The sequence below is a fragment of the Nonomuraea cypriaca genome, from assembly GCF_015645445.1.
GTDB classification, from domain to species: domain Bacteria; phylum Actinomycetota; class Actinomycetes; order Streptosporangiales; family Streptosporangiaceae; genus Nonomuraea; species Nonomuraea cypriaca.
In genome coordinates, this window is record NZ_JADOGI010000219.1 from 1 (window position 1) to 17,143 (window position 17,143).

Genomic DNA, 17,143 nt, shown 5'->3' on the forward strand with positions numbered 1-17,143 from the left:
GGTGGGGTTGTGAGGGGGTCGCGGGATGGTCGGGGCCAGGTGGTGGTGCGGGCCAGGGCGCGGTATTCCGGTGGACGGCGGGCGGCCAGGAGGCGGCGGCGTACGGTACGGGCGGCCGCGAGGTCAAGGGTAGCGGTGAGCGCGCCGGCGCCGTCGTCCAGCGCGGTGACGACGGACCCGGCGTGGTCGATGACGCAGCTTCCGCCGCTGAACTGCACGCTCCGCCCGTTCATGGTCTCGGCCCCGGCCTGGTCGGCGGCCACGACGGGCAGGCCGTTCTCCCAGGCCCGCAGCCGCCACGTGGCGCTGGGTCCCGGCTCCTCCACCCAGGCCGTGGGCAGCGCGATCCAGTCGGCCCCGCTCAGCGCGGCGTACCTGGCGGACTCAGGGTGATCGAAGTCAGCGCAGATCAGCGGGGCCATCCGGCCCGCCGGAGTGTCCCACACCGGTGGCGGCAGGTGGCCGTCGGCCGCCCACAGCGGGTCGGCGACGAAGGGATGCGCCTTGCGGTACGCGCCCACGGCACCGTCCGGGCCGACGAGCACGCACGTGTTGTGCAGGGTGCCGAGCCCGGTGTCCAGCTCCGGCATGCCGAGGAGGAGCCAGGCCCCGGTCGCGCGGCACAGCCGGGCCAGCCGGCGTACCGAGGGGCCGTCCACCCGCTCGGCCAGGCCGCGCACCGCGTCGTCGTCAGGCCACAGGTAGCCGGTGAGGGCCATCTCCGGGGTCACCACGACCCGCGCGCCGTCCGCCGCCGCCCGCGCGGCCAGCTCCTCGATGGCGTCGAGGTTGGCGGGCACGTCGCCGTGCGCCGAGACGAGCTGGACGACGCCGACCGTGACACTCTCGGCTACAGAGGGCTGGATCATGTGCGGGCTCCAACTCGTCGGTACGTGGGCTGATCAGTCGAAGACGATGACGCTCCGCGTACGGGTGCCTGCCCGCATCGCGTCGAACGCCTCGTTGACCTCGTCGAGGCGTACACGATGGGAGATGAGCGAGTCGAGCGGCAGCCGTCCGGCCAGGTACAGGCGGGCCAGCCGTGGGAAGTCCAGGCTGGGCACGGCCCCTCCGTAGTTCGAGCCGATGAGCGTCTTGCCGGACTCGGCCAGCTCCAGCACGTCGATGCCCGCCCTGACACCCTGCGGAGGCAGCCCCACGAGCACACCCACGCCGCCGGTCGTCAGCAGCGAGGGCAGCGACTCGATGGTCCCCACCCGCCCGATGACCTCGAAGGCGTAGTCGGCGCCGCCGGAGGTGATCTCCGCGACCTCGCCCGCCACGTCCCCGCCGGCCCGTACGGTGTGGGTGGCGCCGAAGGAGCGGGCCGCGGCCAGCTTCTCCTCGGCGGTGTCCACCGCGACGATCGGGTAAGCCCCGGCCAGGGCGAGCCCCATGACCACGGCCAGGCCGACGCCGCCGCAGCCCACCACGACCGCGCCGGCCCCCGCGGGCACCCGGGCGTTGTTGACCACGGCGCCGACCCCGGTGGTGATCGAGCAGCCGATGAGGCTGGCCACGTCCATCGGCACGTCGGCAGGGACGCGGATCGCGGCCGACTCGGGCACCACGGCGTACTCGCTCATCGTGCCGACGGCGAGGTAGGGGTAGACGACGCCCCCGGCGTCACTGAGCCGGGTGGTGCCGTCAGGCAGCAGGCACTCGTTGGCGCGGGTGCCGGTGCAGGCCCACGCCTTGCCCGCGGCGCAGGCGCGGCAGCGGCGGCACGGGTAGTACCAGGAGAGGATCACGGTGTCGCCGGGGGCCACGTCCGTGACGCCGGGTCCTGCGGCCTCGACGACGCCGGCGCCCTCGTGTCCCATCACGGTCGGCGTGGGCAGGCTCCACTCCCCGTCCAGCACGTGCCGGTCGGACCCGCACACGCCGGAGGCAGCGATGCGTACCAGCACCTCGCCGGGGCCGGGGTCGGCCACCCGGATCTCCCTGACGGCCAGCCTGTCGCCGTGACCGTCGTGTACGGCCGCCAGAGCGGTACGCGGCATCAGAGTCTCCCGTCGATAGCGGCGTATCCACCGCGCCGCCGGTTGAGCGCGCGGGTCAGCAGCAGGTGGGCGACCGCGGCCACCACCACGGCGGGCACCGACGCGGTGAGCATGTTGAAGGCGGGCTGGGTGGCCAGGGTCTGCGGGTTGTACAGCACGACGTACGCGACCGCGCCCAGCCCGGTGGACACCAGGCCCGCCACGTTGAACCCGCCGGTGAAGTGGTACGGGCTCGCCGCGCCGTGCGCGTACAGGCCGCGCAGGTCCAGCCGCTGGCGGCGCAGCAGGAAGTAGTCGGCGATGACCGTGCCGCAGATCGCGGCCAGGAACGCCCCGCTCCAGGTCACGAACACGAGGAACCCGTCGTACAGGAGGCTGGGCCAGAAGCTGACCACCGCCGGCAGCACGAAGAACCCGGCGGTGAGCCACTCCCAGCGGACCTTGCCCAGCAGGTTGCCGCCCGCCTGCCGCAGCGCCAGACACGTCGAGTAGACGATCGAGGACAGGCTCGTCAGGTTGGCGAAGGCGATGAACACCAGCGCCAGGACGCCCAGCCACTTACCGCCCAGCGGCACCATCCACACTGTGGGGTCGGAGTCGCCCAGCGTCAGCGCCGCGGCCATGCCCACCACCTGGGCGACGATCGTGGCGCCGAACAGTCCGATGTATCCAGGCCACAGCGCGCTGCGCGGCCGGTCCGTCAGCCTGGCCAGGCTGCCCATGACCGGCCACCAGGACAGGCCCACGCCGAGGTTGAACTCCACGGCCAGGGCGAAGTTGAGCCCCTCGTCGGGGAACGGGTCCAGCGCCGGCGCGGCCAGCAGCTCCGACCAGGAGGTACGCGTCAGCACCAGCGCGATCATGCCTACGGTGAGCAGCGCGAGGCCGGGGGCCACGACCCGGTTCAGCGCCCGCATCGTGAGCGGCCCCTTGGCCAGGACCACCCAGGCGATGGCGATGGCCACCAGGGCGAGCACGGTCACCGGCAGCCCGTTCGGCCCGATGTCGGTGCCGAGCACCTGGTTGGACACCTGCGTGGCGGCCCGGCCGAACATGACGCCGAGCAGCGCCGACCAGCCCATTTCGGTGAACAGCACCACGGTGAACACCAGCAGGGCCACCCCGCCGAAGCCGAAGGCGCTGCGCAGCAACGTGTACTGCTCGACGCCGTACCGCTGGCTGGACACGACGCTGGCCAGCAGCATGATCGCCACGCCGATGGCGTTGCCGATGATCATCGCGGCCAGGCCCTTCTGGAACCCCACCAGCGCGGCGGTGGAGCCGCCGACGAGGAAGGCCCAGGTGGCGATGGCGAGGCCGACGTTCACCCAGCTGAAGTCGGTGAAGTTCCACACCCGCTCGCTCCGCAGCACGGGCAGCGAGCCGAAGGTGGCCTCGCGTCTGACGTCCTCTTCGACGGCCATCACGCCATCACCCACCCGATCAGCGTGAGCGCCGCGACGAGGGCCGCGAGCAGCCACAGGTCGACTGCCGGCAGCGGGGCGTGGGCGGCGTCGCCCGCCTCGTCCTCCTCCAGCGCGCGCAGCCGCCGCTCCAGTTCGGCACGCACCGCGGGGTCCTGTACGTCCATGTGTCCTCCTAGCACCGGCGGGGACCAGGGGGTCGGGGGAAGGCCCATCCGCCGCGTAGCCGGTGTGCAACAAACGGTAAGAGCACGGGACACCTCCCGTTCCCGCTGTCTTTCCGCCGATCGCAGCCGCTGAGTGGCGGTTTTACCGTGCCCGCGTCGTGACCCGTCAGGGACCGGCCGCGACCGTCACGCCGTGGTCGGCTGTGCGGGAAGGGGCGGGGCCGGGGCCTGCTGGTCGTGCAGGGTGGCGAGGTCGTGGGCGGAGCGGACCAGCCAGATCAGGGTCAGGATCTCGGCGACCACCCCGGCCTCGGCGTAGGCGCTCCCCGTGCCCCCGAACAGCCCGGCCGCCGGCGCGAGCAGGAGCATCGCCACCAGGGAGGCGATGCCGTACCGGTAGGTGGAGCGCTGCCAGTGGACGTCCTGCCCCTGTGCCCGCAGGACCATCACCATCCAGATCAGGCACGCGAAGCCGCCGATCAGCAGCAGCGATGTGGACACCTCCCAGCCGAGGAAGCCGAAGATCAGGACGGCGGTGACGCCTCCGAACCCCAGGACACCCACGGCCAGGATCAGACCGGCGAGCTTCAGGTTTCGTCGCAGCACCGGCTGGAACAGCAGCATGAGCAGCCACATCAGCACGCCGCCGATCACCGTCGCCCACCAGGACGAGGCCGGCAGCAGGGGGACGAGCAGCCCGGAAGCCGCCGCGGCGTACAGCGCCACCCGCAGCCACCGCGTGTTCCGGTCCGGCTCCGGCGCCGGCCCAGCCAGCGGCCCGCGCAGGACCTGCCAGAGCGCCCAGGCCCACAGCAGGCCGGCCAGGATCAGGAAGAGCACGTCCGGCAATGCCGCGGCGGCGTTCTCGGCCGCCTCCGTGAGCAACGTCAACCGCCACAACAGGCCGAGATCGCCGGCGGTCAGCGCGATCACGGTGGCGAAGGCCAGCGCGATGAGGTAGACGGACGTGACGAGCAGGGCGGGGAGCCCCAGACGGTGACGACGGAGCACGAGGCACTTCCCAGGGGGATGGGACGGGACGCCTCACCCTAGCGATCCGCCGCAACAAATCGATCAAGAACCAGATGGGTTGGGTTCCTTACGGTTTGCGTCCCACGCCGCAGACCGCGCTGATGACCGCCGATGGCGGCTGCTCCGTCCCCGCCCTCGGTCGCCAGAGCGGTGTGGAGACCACGCCGGGCTCCACGAGGTCGAGCCCCTCGAAGTAGTGGCCCACCTGCTCGGGGCTGCGCAACGTGTACGGGAAGGCGGCCCCCTGGTTGTAGAAGGTCACCGCCTCCACCAGCGCCGGGTTGACGTTGACGCCGTCGGACAGCGCCAGATGGCTGCCGGACGGCAACGCCGCGACATACCGGCGGACGAGGTCGGCGGCGAGGCCGGAGTCGGGCACCTGGCCGACGATGCTGAGCATCATGAGACCGATCGGCTGGGAGAAGTCCAGCGTCCTGGCCGCTCCCTCCAGGATGGTGGCGGGGTCGCGCACGTCGGCGTCGATGTAGTCGGTCATGCCCTCCGGGCGGCCGGCGAGCAGGGCGCGGGCGTGCGCGAGGACGAGCGGGTCGTTGTCGACGTAGACGACGCGGCACTCGGGGGCGAGGCGCTGCGCCACCTCGTGGGTGTTGTTGGCGGTGGGCAGGCCGGTGCCGATGTCGAGGAACTGTCTGATGCCCACCTCGGCGACGAGGTAGGTCACCGCGCGGTGGAGGAACTCGCGCTGGAGCCTTGCCACCTGCGCGAAGTCGGGGAACATGCGCAGCAGGTTGTCCCCGGCCTCGCGGTCCACGGCGTAGTTGTCTTTTCCGCCCAGGACATAGTCCCAGACCCGGGCGGAATGCGGCTTCGTATGGTCGATCCTGGGCTCGGCGTCCATGGCCACAACGTATACGATCTTCCAAAGCTCGCGCAGTGGCACGATGACGCCTTGGGCACACGGCGGGATGAGCCGCGGGCGGGGTGGCCCGCCCACGGCTCTGCCCGGTCACTGGACGGTTATCTTGTCCACTTCGACGGTGATCCCCCTGACCTGCGGTGTCGAGGTGACCGTCGTCACCTTGCCGGCTCCTGAACGGACCCCCTTGACCTTCATCGAGTACGTCAGGGTCCCGCCGGGAGTCTCGGGGGTGCTCCTGACGACCAGGTCTTCGGCAGGCGGCCTGGTGATCTGGTCGCCCGCGGTGCCCTCGTCGTTCTCGGCGCCCACGGTCAGACCGAAACCGGCGGGTGGGGCGCCGGGCAGGTTGGCGGGATCGTAGGCGTAGCTGATGTCCTCGACGCCGTTGAGCCCGATCCACTGCTGGAACACCTTGGTGGCGGTCGTGCCGAAGAGGTTCACCCGCCACTCCACCACCAGCCAGCGGTTGATCCCGTCGGACAGGATCGTGGCGAAGATGCCTGGGGCGCCGGTGCCGTCGAGGTCGGTCCAGTAGGAGGCGAGCACGCCGTTCGGCGGCTCCGGGTCGGGCAGCGGCGTCGGGGTGAACGAGATGTCGGGGCCGGCGGCGCCACCTGCGACGCTGTACCCGTTGGAGGTCACGCCGAGCCTGGTGTGGTTCTCGCCCGCGAAGGCGAAGGCGGGCACGGTGAAGTTCACCGCCTGCTCGTCACCGATGGGGATCGGGGCGACGCCGAAGGCGTCCAGCGGGAGGTATCCGGCAGGTCCCGCACCCGGTGCGATCGTCGGTCTGGCGGGCTGCTTGGCGGCCAGCGTCGCCTTGGTGGTCGCGATCTGGGTGCCGATCCTGGTGGCCCCTGTGACGCCGTTGAGGCGCAGGCGGGTGTCCAGCGTGCTGAGCGCGGTCACCTCGGCGTTCTGGAGCGTGTCGTTCCGTACGGTGACCGTACAGGTGGACTCGCCGCTGTTTCTGGCGATGGTGGACGGCGCGCAGGTCTGGTCGACCGGCACCGCGCCCTCCTGCCGGAAGAACGCGACGGGCAGGTGCAGCGCGCGGGAGCCGCCGCTCTGCTTGAGGTTCACCTGGCCGAAGTACTGCCCGTCGGGCAGTTCCGGCGCCGTGATGATCACGCTCAGCTTGGCGCTCTTGCCCGGTGCCAGGGTGAAGCGCGGCGGCAGCACCGTGATGTCGGCGCCGCTGACGGTCGTGGCCGAGGCGGTGAACGTGAGCGCCCTGTTGGTGACGTTCTTGACCGTGCGCTTGGCCGTGATGACGCCAGGCATGGTCGGAGCGTTCACCGAGGGCAGGTTGAGGTCGATCCGGTCGAGCGGGTCGGCGGCCGAGGCGACGAAGCGGGCCGCGCTCTCGTCCAGGGTCAGCCCCGGGTCACCGGCCTTGGTCAGGTCGATGCGCCCGCCGCCCATGTCGAACGGGTCCGCCGGAGTGGTCCGGTCCTGCTTGGTGACCGCGGTCTTCCCCGTGGTCTCCAGCGCCGACTTGACCTGTCCGGGCGTCCAGTCCGGATGCAGGGCGAACATCAGCGCGGCCGCCCCCGCCACGTGCGGCGCCGACATCGAGGTGCCCGCGATGACCTGGTACTGGTTGCCCGGCGGCCCTCCGGGCGCCGACTCCGGGGTCGGGGTCATGCCCGCCAGGATGTGCAGGCCGGGCGCGGTGACGTCCGGCTTGAGGAAGTCGCCGCCGGGGCCGCGCGAGGAGAAGTGCGTCATCACGTCGCCCTGCCAGGTGGCCTTGGTCCCCTGGGTGAACGACGCGGTCGCGTCCGGATGCGCGGAGACGAAGCCCAGCAGGGTGTCGGCCTCGGGCTTGTCGACGTGCACCGACGGGATCCAGTGGGCGTCGGTGAACACGTCGAACGGGAAGCTGTTGTAGAGGATCATCCCGGCCGCGTCGCCCTGCTGGACGTTGAAGCCCTTCAGCACCCGGTCGGGGCCGCGCTCGCACGCGACGATCTTCCCGGTGAAGAGCCCGGCGGGCGCCGGGGCGTCACACAGCGGCCGTGAGTACGGCGGCGCCGACGCGAGCACCACGGGCAGCGGCGAGGCGATCCCCCGGGTGATGGAGGCTCCCTTGATCGTCGCCGTGGCGCCGCCGCCGGTCAGCGTGATCGTGGACTGGAACGTCCTGGACTGCGTGGACGCGGCCACCGTGGTCACCCAGGGGCCGCGGTGGTCGGTGGTGTTCGCCTCGGGCCCGGAGTTGCCCGCCGACGCCGAGACCAGCACGCCCGCCGCGTACGCGTCGAGGAACGCCAGCTCCACCGGGTCGCTGTACGGGTCGCTGCCACCGGAGATCGAGAAGTTGATGACCCGGACGCCGTCCAGGATGGCCCGCGCCACCGCCTGCGCCGAATCCGAGGGGAAGCAGCCCTCCAGGCCGCACACCTTGTACACGGAGACCGCGGCGGCGGGCGCGACACCGTGGATCGGGCCGCGGCTGATGCCCAGCGGGTCCGCGTCGGTCACCGGCCCGCCGGCCGAGGTGCTCGCGGTGTGGGTGCCGTGCCCGTTGGAGTCGCGAGCGCTGTCGGGGTAGACCTCACCCGGGAAGACCGCGTTGTACGTCTCCAGGAACGGCTGCCCGCCGATCAGCTTGTTGTTGCAGGTGAACGGGTCGTTGGCCGGAGTCACCGGGTTGTCGCCGAAGTCGCAGACCCGTGGCGTGCCGTCCTTGGCCGGGCCGGGATCGGGCAGGCCGGGGCGGGAGGCGAAGGACGGGTGCTCGGGCCAGGCGCCGGAGTCCAGCACACCCACGATCACGCCCTTGCCGGCCGATGCGCTGCCGCCGAGCTGCTTGTAGACGGTGCCGGCGCCCATGAATTCGGGGCTGGAGTCCGTGAGGAGCCGCTGCGGCGTGTCCTCCTGTACGGCCACCGCGCCGGGCAGTTTCAGCACCTCGGCCGCCTTGTCGCCCGGGATGCGCAGCGCGATGCCGCCGTAGACCGTTCTGATGCGCTGGCCGGTCACGGCTCCTGGGACCTTCTCCGCCAGCTCGCCGAGGAAGGCGTTCTCGACCTCCTGGATGTGCTCGCCGTACCTTCTGGCCTCGGTGCTCCTGGTGTCGAGTGCCCTGCCGGTGACGGCGGGGCTCGTACCCGGCAGTCCGGGCAGGCCGCCCTGGTAGGCGGCGAGCGAGTCGTAGTCGAGCTTGACCACGACGTTGACCGGCGCCGGGGACGTGCGGCGCAGCAGGGCCTGGTCGCTCTTGGCGAGCTTGCCCGTCGGGGACTTGGCGCCCTCGACGATTTCGGTGCCGGTGAGGGGAGTGGACGTCCACCGCGTGGCCGAGGGGGATGGCGTCGGGCTGGCCTGGACCGCCGCCGGGCTCATGGCCATGACGACGCTCACGCCGACGGCGACCGGGACGAGCCGCCGGGATAAGCGGGATAAGCGGGCACTGGATGACACGGAGATCCTCCTCGTCGAGGGGCTGCGCGGACTCGCCAGGCCGCCCAGGAGGCGTCATGTCACCCGTCCGGAGGCACACCGGAGGGATCACTGACCCTCCCCGATGGGTGACGAGCAGGAGCGGCCGTCCGGTGGGACGGCTGGGCTCCAGACTGGAGTGTAACCAGCGACGATCCAGCCGAGAACCCCACCGATCACCACAAATCCGGCTAGGCCGGCGGCCTGCGGATGCGGGCGCCAAGGCGTAGGCCGCCGTGGATTCGCGCGGCCGCCACCGCCGTGCCGGCCGTCGCCGCCGACACCAGCCAGATCATGAACGTCGGATAGAGGTAGCCGACCTGGATCCACATGATGTCGCCGCCTCGGGCGAGCACACGGAAGATCGGGGCGATCGCCAGGCACAGCGCCAACGGGGCGAAACAGGGCAGCAGCCGCCACCGCTGCCGGCCCGTGCGTACGGCGGCCCAGCGCCCCGAGCGCGACACGCCACGCACGGCCAGCCCGATGGTCACCAGGGTGAGCAGCAGGAACAGAAGGTCGGTGACGAGGTAGGGCGGCGTGGCGGGGACCTGCGGAGTGCCTCCCTCGATCATGGCGGTCAGGCCGTCCATGAGGGTGCCGGCGTCGTCGAAGGCCATACCGGTGTTGGCCATGACCGCGATGCCGTACCCGGGCAACAGCCGTTGGTAGGCCGTGGAGGTGAAGAGGTCGCCGCCGTGCTCGATGACAGGCGTGCCACGCGAGGTCCTGCCGATCGACCAGCCGAGGGCGTACGCGGGGTTCTGCCGGGACGGCGTGCGCATCTCCTTGACGCTGCGGGGCGAGAGGATGCCGTTGTGCTGCGCGATCAGCCACCGCGCCATGTCGTCGGCGGTGCTGAGGATCCCGCCGGAGCCGTTGCCGAACCCGGCCGGCTCCGGCAGGGCGATGGCCCGGCCGAGGATCTGAAGATGACCGCGGGCACTGCCGGGCAGGTCGCGGTCGGTGTCGATGGTCCTGCTGTGACGCATGCCGAGCGGCGTGAACACTTGATCGTCGAGGTAGTCCGCGAACGGCCGGCCGCTCATCACCTCGACGAGTCGCGCGGCGACCTGGTAGTTGGTGTTGTGGTAGCTGAACACGGTGCCCGGCTCGGCGGCGAGCCTCGCCGTCCTGAGCCGTGCCACGGCTTCCCGGAGTGTCCGGGGCTGGGGCAGGCTCTTCTCACGGAACGCCGAGTCGGCCATGCCCGAGGTCTGATGGAGCAACTGCCGTACGGTGATCTTCGCCGCCCGCTGATCCGCCATGGTGAACTCCGGCAGGTAGCCGCGTACCGGCTGGTCCAGCTCCACCGTGCCCTGCTCCACGAGTCGCATGACGGCGAGGGAGGTGAAGGACTTGCTGACCGACGCGACGGCCATGGGCGTGTCCGCCGTCAGGCGGTCGCCGGAGGCCGTCTCCCCGTATCCGGCGGCGTGGAGCACCTTCGTACCCTTGGTGATCGCCACCGCGGCCCCGGGCAGCCCCGTCGCCTCCTGGTATCGCGTGACGAACGAATCGATCGCCGACGGCGTGACGCCGGGCGAGGAGCCGGGAATGGGGCTGGGAATGGGAACGGTCGAGGAAAGCAGGGCGAGGCAGAGCGTGGTCCTGAGCACCCGTCGACGCTAGTCATGCTGATTTCCCGCGACCATTGCGTAAGTCCTCCATCTCTTCTACGGACAACCGCCATGCCCAACGGCGCGGCGACGACCGCCGAGAGGGTCGGCCGGCCGCCTGGGCGACGCACGGATCCAGAAGCTGGGAGAGTACCTGATCACCTGCATGTCGAGCCTGTGACCCGCCGAGAGCTCAGGGGCGGACCGGTGCGGGGCCGACCGACTGGCCCGGCACCAGGGTGCAGGGGATGAGGAGGTGCGGCGGCGCGTCCTGGACCCCTTCGAGCTGGTCGATCAGCGCGTCCGCGGCGAGGCGGCCGAGCTGGGCGGCCGGCGCCGCCATGACGGTCAGGGACGGCTCGATCATCTCGCCGAGCTCGCGCGTGGTCGAGGCCGAGATGATGGACAGGTCGCCGGGTACGGCACGGCCGAGTGCGCGCGCGCCCTTGACGAGGCCCGCCGAGGCGCCCTCGTTCAGGAGGATCACGGCCGTCGCGTCGGGGAAGTCCTCGTGCAGCGTGCGCGCCGCCTCCCGCCCGCCGGCCGAGGTGCCCTCCACGGTGATGACGGCGGGCGGCCGGCCGAGCGCCGCCATCGTGTCGAGGTAGGCGGCCTCCGCCCGCATGATGCGGCCGGGCTCGTTGCCAGGCGCCGCCTTGGTGCGCTGCGTGACCAGCGCGACGCGCTCGTGGCCGAACGCCCGGAGGTGGTCGACCGCCTGGTCGATCGTGGTGGCGAAATCGATGTCGACGTACGGCAGGTCGTCGTTGTCCGTGCGGCCGATCAGTGCGAACGGCACGCGCGACGCGACGAGCCGGTCGACCCGTGAATCGTGGATCTGGACCTCCATGAGCAGCGCCCCGTCGACTAGGCCGCCGGCGAGCAGGTGGGACATCTGCTCGTCGTCGTTGACCGGCCACAGCACGAGGTCGTAGCCGCGCTCGCGGGCGCCGTGCGCGGCGCTCATGACGAACTGGATCACCGTGGCGTTCGGCCTGGCTTCGAAGTCGGGGTGGAGCAGCGCGAGGATGCGCGTGCGGGAGCTGGCCAGTGCGCGGGCGACGACGTTTCGCCGGTAGTCCAGCTCCTCGATGGCCGCCTCGATGCGGGCCCTGGTCGCCGGCGCGACCGGCTTGGTGCCGTTGATGACGAAGGAGACCGTGGCGATCGAGACGTTCGCGCGCTCGGCGACGTCGCGCATCGTGACCATGGATGCCGCCTCCCTGCTCGTGAGGGCGCGCGAAGTGCGAGGAAACCCTGGTGACTATATCCCAGGCGCCCTTCGTAAAAACGATTGACTTGTTGTTGACATCACCGGTCGAGGGGCGCAACATACTTCACAAGCGAATGCCGGTTAAGCGCTTTGATAGATCAGTGTCCAGAGCCCGGAAACGATGAGGCCCCCTTCCCCTCGTGACGCGAAAGCGCAGGCGGGCGGGCAGCCGCGGCCCTTCACGATTCATTGCTCCCGCGTTGACTCCAGGTCAGCCTGACATCTCCCACCCGCCGTGCGCCCCGTCGAGAGACGGCCATGCACGGATACGCCGGATGCGTTCCGCAGAAGGAGTAGCTCACCCATGGAGACGGCCCAGAAGGAGACGGCCCAGAAGCGCTGCGGGAAGGCGGTCGCGGCGGCTGCCCTCCTCTCCCTCTCCCTGACCGCCTGCGGCGGAGCGGATGCCGCCGACGCCGAGGCGAGGAACACGCTGACGATCCAGGACTACTACGACGAGTCGCACGATCCGATCTACCACGCGTGCGCGAAGAGCCTCGGCTTCGACATCGAGATCAACCACATCCCCGGGCCGGGGCTGATTCCCAAGGTGCTGCAGCAGAGCTCCTCGCGCACCCTTCCCGACGTGCTGATGCTCGACAATCCCGACGGGCAGCAGATCGCCGCCTCCGGCGCGCTCTCACCGCTGACCGACTACGGCGTGAGTGGGGCGGGCCTGGTGCCGTCCGTCGTGAAGGCTGGCACGTACGAGGGCAAGCTGTACGGCCTGGCCCCCGCCGTGAACACCCTGGCCATCTTCTACAACAAGGACATGTTCCAGGCCGCCGGCATCACCACACCCCCCAGGACCTGGGACGAGTTGCGCGCGACAGCGAAGAGGCTGACCCGGCAGGACCGCTACGGCTTCGCCATGAGCAACATCAACACCTACGAGGGCACGTGGCAGTTCCTGCCGTTCATGTGGACCAACGGTGGCTCGGAGCGGGACATCACGACTCCGGAGACCGCGCAGGCGCTGCAGTTCCTCGTCGACCTGCAGAACGACGGGTCGATCTCCAAGAGTTCCGTCATCTGGAGCCAGGACGACGTGATCGACCAGTTCATCGCGGGCAAGGCCGCGATGGTGGTCAACGGCCCGTGGCAGATCCCCGACCTCAAGGAGCAGCGAAACCTGAACTGGGCGACGTTCGGAATCCCCACGCGGGTGGCGTCGCAGGCCCCGGTGGCCCCGCTCGGCGGGGAGATCTTCACGGTGCCGCGGACCGGCGACAAGGCCAAGATGGCCAAGGCCGGGCAGTTCGTGAAATGCCTCGGCTCGCCGGCCAGCCAGAGCCAGTCTGCCGAGGTCAGGCAGAACATCCCGGCGCAGCCGGACGTCGCGGAGAAGTTCGGGGAGTCGAGCCAGACGATCATGCCGTTCGTCGGCGCCGTGCGGAACGCGCGCTCGCGTACCGAGATGCTCGGGCCGGACTGGCCGAAGGCGGCGACGAAGATCTACAACGCCGTGCAGATCGCCCTGACGGGTCTGGCCACTCCGGCCGAGGCGCTGCGGCAGGCACAGGGCGGGTAGCGAGGCGGCCCGCCCCGAGACGCGGGCTCCGCACTCTTCATTCGGAAAAGGAGCGGCTCATGACCTCAGCCGACCTCAGTCTCAAGGCCGCGGGAGACCCGCTCGGCACGCGGGGCCGCAAGGCGGCGTGGATGCGCGTGTTCCGGCGGCACGCGCAGTGGCTGTTCTGCCTGCCCGCCATTCTCTTCGTGGCGATGTTCTTCGGATACCCCATCGTCCAGAACATCGTCATGAGCTTCCAGGCGTACACGACCTCGACCTTCTACAGCGGCTCGGCGCCCTGGGTCGGCCTGGCCAACTACCTGACGACCTTCTCCAGCCACCTGTTCACCACGACCCTGGTGAACACGGCCCTGTTCACGATCGGGTCGATCTCGTTCCAGTTCGTGATCGGGCTGGCCCTGGCGCTGTTCTTCAGGAACAACTTCCCGTTGAGCGGTTTCCTGCGCTCGTTGCTGCTGCTTCCCTGGCTGCTGCCGTTGATCGCCTCCAGCGCGGTGTGGAAGTGGATCCTCGACCAGGACAGCGGCGTACTCAACCAGTTTCTCGGCCTGTTCGGCGTCGATCCGGTCCCGTGGCTGGTCAACCCCACCCTCGCGCTTGCCGGCGTCATCGGGGTGAACATCTGGCTGGGGATCCCGTTCAACGTCGCGATCCTCTACAGCGGGCTGCAGGCGGTCCCGCGCGATCTGTACGAGGCGGGCTCGCTGGACGGCGCGACCGGCTGGACGGCGTTCAGGCACATCACCTGGCCGAACATCAGATCCGTGGTCAGCGTCGTGCTGGTGCTCGGCGTCGTCTACACGCTCAAGGTCGTCGACATCATCCTCGGCCTGACCGGCGGCGGCCCGGCCAACTCCACCCAGACGCTGGCCACGAACGCCTACAACAAGTCGTTCGTCGAGTTCAACTTCGGGGAGGGCGCCGCGATCAGCAACGTCCTCATCGTGGTGTCGCTCGTCTTCGCCATGGTCTACCTCTACATCTCCCGCCGTGAGCCCACCGAGTGACGCCCCGCCCGAGCCACTCCTGATTGCGAGCCGAACGTGAACACCTCATCGACCGTGCGCCGGCTGCCCATGACGGCGCTGGGGATCGTCTTCCTGGCCGTGATGATCTTCCCCGTCTACTGGATGCTCAACAGCAGCCTGCAGGCGGATTCCGGCGCCGCCGCCACCGAGTTCCTCCCGTTCGACGCGACGTTCGCGGGATACGCGCAGGCGCTGGACGAACAGGGCCAGAACTTCGTCACCAGCCTGATCGTCGCGCTCGGGACGGTCGTGCTGACCCTGGTCGTCGCCACGCCCGCGGCGTACGGCCTGGTGCGCTTCCGTACCAGGGGCAGCAGCGTGTTCCTGCTGGTGCTGCTGATCACGCAGATGATCCCGGTCATGGTCATCGCCAACGCGCTCTACCCGCTCTTCAACTCGCTCTTCCTGATCAACAGCGTCCCCGGACTGATCCTGGCCAACACCGCCGCGGGGATCCCGTTCGCGGTGCTGCTCATCCGTGCGTTCATGGGCGCCATCCCAGGGGCGCTGGTGGAGGCCGCGATGGTGGACGGGGCGGGCAATCTGCGGGCGTTCGTCTCGATCGTCGTACCGATCAGCAAGAACGCGATCGTGACCGCCGCCCTGTTCACCTTCCTGTCGGCGTGGAGCGACTTCCTCTTCGCCCTCACCCTGACCAGCACCCCCGAAGTACGGCCCATCACCCTCGGCATCTACGACTACATCAGCGCGAACACGCAGGACTGGAGTGCCGTCATGGCGACCGCGGTGCTCGCCTCCGTCCCCGCGGCCCTGCTGCTGATCTTCGCCCAGCGCTACATCGCGGCGGGCGCCGTGAGTGGCGCGGTCAAGTGAGCTCTTCACATGAAAGGAACCCCCGCATGAACAGCACCCGGCCCATCCACGTCACGGTTTGGGGAGAGAACCGGCACGAGCAGGTCGAACCCGCCGTGGCCGAGATCTATCCGGACGGCATGCACAACGCCATCCGCCGCGGGATCGAGCACTGGCTGGGGGAGCGGGCGACCGTCGCCACGGCCACCCTCGACGACCCCGAGCACGGCCTGACCGAAGAGGTGCTCGCCGGCACCGACGTCCTCACCTGGTGGGGCCACGCCGCTCACGCAGAGGTGTCCGACGAGGTGGTCGATCGGGTCCACCGGCACGTCCTGTCGGGCATGGGCCTGGTGGTGCTGCACTCCGGCCACTGGTCGAAGATCTTCACCAGGCTCATGGGCACCACGTGCACGCTGCGCTGGCGCAGCGCGAACGACCGCGAGCTGGTCTGGACGGTGAATCCGACCCACCCCATCGCCCGCGGCATCCCGCACCCCATCGAGATCCCCGCCCAGGAGATGTACGGCGAGCAGTTCGACATCCCGGCGCCCGACGAGCTGATCTTCATCAGCTCCTTCACCGGCGGTGAGGTGTTCCGCAGTGGCTGCACCTTCCGGCGCGGCAACGGCAAGATCTTCTACTTCAGCCCAGGCGACCAGGACTACCCGGTGTACCACCATCCGGACGTGCTGCACGTCATCGCCAACGGCGTCGAGTGGACGGCCCGCCACCGGCCGGGGCGCGAGGAGCCGACCCTGCTCCGCTACGACATGGGCGACTTCTTCAACGGTCACGGTTACCGCGGCGCCCTGCACAACAAGGAGACCGCAGAATGAGCGACTTCGCCCGGGTCGCCGATCCGGCGCGGCCCCTTCGGGTGGTGCAGGTCGGGGCGGGCGCGATGGGCCTGGCCTGGATACGCACCCTGGCCGCGTCCCGCGACGTCGAGCTCGTCGGGGTGGCCGACCTCGACGTCGATCGGGCGGCGGCGGCCGTACGCGCCGTCGGCGCCGACGCCGAGGTGGACGTCTCGCTCAGCGGCCTGCTCACGGCCACCGAGCCGGACGCCGTCGTGAACGTCACCGTCCCGGCGGCCCACGGCGCGGTGAACATCGAGGCGCTCTTCGCCGGCGTCCCGGTCCTGTGCGAGAAGCCCGCCGCGCCGACGCTGGCCGAGGCGGTCGTCCAGGTCGCCGCCGCCGAGGCGACCGGCCGGTTGCTGATGATCAGCCAGTCGCGCCGGTACTACGCCGCCCTGGCGGAATACCGTCGCCGCATCGCCGAGCTCGGCCCGCCCGGCCTGCTCACCACCGGGTTCTTCCGCGGCCCGCGCTTCGGCGGCTTCCGTGACGAGATGGAGCAGCCGCTGCTGGTGGACATGGCCATCCACGCCTTCGACGCGGCCCGATACCTGCTCGACGCGGAGCCGGTCTCGGTCAGCTGCGAGAGCTGGAACCCCGCATGGAGCTGGTATCGGGGCGACGCGGCGGCGACGGCGACGTTCCTCTTCGACGGCGGCACCCGTTACGTGTTCACCGGCGCCTGGTGCGCGGACGGGCTGGAGACGTCATGGAACGGCGAGTGGCGGGCCACCGGCTCAGGAGGCACCGCGACCTGGGACGGCGAGGACCGCGTCACCTCCAGCGTCAGCGGCGCGGCGGACGTGCCGCCGGGCGCCGGCGAGCAGATCGCCGGGGCGCTGGCGGAGTTCGTTGCGGCGCTGCGCACGGGCGCGGAGCCGTCCGGGGCGATCGCCCGCAACCTCCACAGCCTCGCCATGGTCGAGGCCGCCGTGCGTTCGGCCGAGTCGGGTACGCGGATCCAGATCGCCGCGTTGCTGGACCAGGCCCACCGCGACGCGCTGTCCCATCCCGTCCGCGAGGAGGTCCGCGCCCGGCTGGAGTCCTGGTCACCGCAGCC

14 protein-coding genes are annotated in these 17,143 nt (G+C 70.5%); 5 read left to right on the forward strand and 9 right to left on the reverse strand.

Annotated features, from left to right (window positions below):
- The 9 genes from ITP53_RS44215 to ITP53_RS44255 form a co-directional block, all read right to left on the reverse strand.
- A partial coding sequence (locus ITP53_RS44215) for a nitrilase-related carbon-nitrogen hydrolase (protein WP_207757293.1) occupies nucleotides 1-869 on the reverse strand: 869 nt, incomplete at its 3' end.
- Between the two features lie 33 nt (nucleotides 870-902).
- On the reverse strand, nucleotides 903-2,003 hold the full coding sequence (locus ITP53_RS44220) for an alcohol dehydrogenase catalytic domain-containing protein (protein WP_195901462.1): 1,101 nt from the start codon (nucleotides 2,001-2,003) through the stop codon (nucleotides 903-905).
- Nucleotides 2,003-3,442, reverse strand: coding sequence for a purine-cytosine permease family protein (locus ITP53_RS44225; protein WP_195901463.1), 1,440 nt, complete (start codon nucleotides 3,440-3,442; stop codon nucleotides 2,003-2,005). Before ITP53_RS44225 ends, ITP53_RS44220 begins: the two co-directional genes overlap by 1 nt.
- Nucleotides 3,427-3,594: a hypothetical protein gene (locus ITP53_RS44230; protein WP_195901464.1), complete on the reverse strand. Its 168-nt coding sequence runs from the start codon at nucleotides 3,592-3,594 to the stop codon at nucleotides 3,427-3,429. Before ITP53_RS44230 ends, ITP53_RS44225 begins: the two co-directional genes overlap by 16 nt.
- Before the next feature lie 186 nt (nucleotides 3,595-3,780).
- Nucleotides 3,781-4,605 (reverse strand): hypothetical protein, encoded by an 825-nt coding sequence (locus ITP53_RS44235; RefSeq protein WP_195901465.1) that lies wholly within the window; start codon nucleotides 4,603-4,605, stop codon nucleotides 3,781-3,783.
- An 88-nt stretch (nucleotides 4,606-4,693) separates the two neighbouring features.
- On the reverse strand, nucleotides 4,694-5,485 hold the full coding sequence (locus ITP53_RS44240; RefSeq protein WP_195901466.1) for an SAM-dependent methyltransferase: 792 nt from the start codon (nucleotides 5,483-5,485) through the stop codon (nucleotides 4,694-4,696).
- A gap of 108 nt (nucleotides 5,486-5,593) precedes the next feature.
- Nucleotides 5,594-8,935, reverse strand: a complete 3,342-nt coding sequence (locus ITP53_RS44245) for a S8 family serine peptidase (protein ID WP_195901467.1) — start codon at nucleotides 8,933-8,935, stop codon at nucleotides 5,594-5,596.
- A 209-nt stretch (nucleotides 8,936-9,144) separates the two neighbouring features.
- On the reverse strand, nucleotides 9,145-10,572 hold the full coding sequence (locus ITP53_RS44250) for a serine hydrolase domain-containing protein (protein WP_195901468.1): 1,428 nt from the start codon (nucleotides 10,570-10,572) through the stop codon (nucleotides 9,145-9,147).
- Nucleotides 10,573-10,765: 193 nt separating this feature from the next.
- Nucleotides 10,766-11,782, reverse strand: coding sequence for a LacI family DNA-binding transcriptional regulator (locus ITP53_RS44255; protein ID WP_195901469.1), 1,017 nt, complete (start codon nucleotides 11,780-11,782; stop codon nucleotides 10,766-10,768).
- Between the two features lie 367 nt (nucleotides 11,783-12,149).
- Here ITP53_RS44255 and ITP53_RS44260 point away from each other — a divergent pair, with 367 nt between their 5' ends.
- The 5 genes from ITP53_RS44260 to ITP53_RS44280 form a co-directional block, all read left to right on the forward strand.
- Complete coding sequence (locus ITP53_RS44260) at nucleotides 12,150-13,376, forward strand: sugar ABC transporter substrate-binding protein (RefSeq protein ID WP_195901470.1); 1,227 nt, start codon at nucleotides 12,150-12,152, stop codon at nucleotides 13,374-13,376.
- 59 nt (nucleotides 13,377-13,435) lie between these two features.
- A complete protein-coding gene (locus ITP53_RS44265; RefSeq protein WP_195901471.1) occupies nucleotides 13,436-14,386 on the forward strand; it encodes a carbohydrate ABC transporter permease in 951 nt (316 codons plus the stop codon).
- A gap of 36 nt (nucleotides 14,387-14,422) precedes the next feature.
- Nucleotides 14,423-15,241 carry a carbohydrate ABC transporter permease gene (locus tag ITP53_RS44270; RefSeq protein WP_328817751.1) on the forward strand — a complete coding sequence of 273 codons (819 nt, stop codon included), beginning with the start codon at nucleotides 14,423-14,425 and terminating at the stop codon, nucleotides 15,239-15,241.
- Nucleotides 15,242-15,267: 26 nt separating this feature from the next.
- Complete coding sequence (locus ITP53_RS44275; protein WP_195901472.1) at nucleotides 15,268-16,059, forward strand: ThuA domain-containing protein; 792 nt, start codon at nucleotides 15,268-15,270, stop codon at nucleotides 16,057-16,059.
- Nucleotides 16,056-17,143: Gfo/Idh/MocA family protein (locus tag ITP53_RS44280; protein WP_195901473.1), on the forward strand; the 1,088-nt coding region annotated here is incomplete at its 3' end. The genes ITP53_RS44275 and ITP53_RS44280, both read left to right, overlap by 4 nt.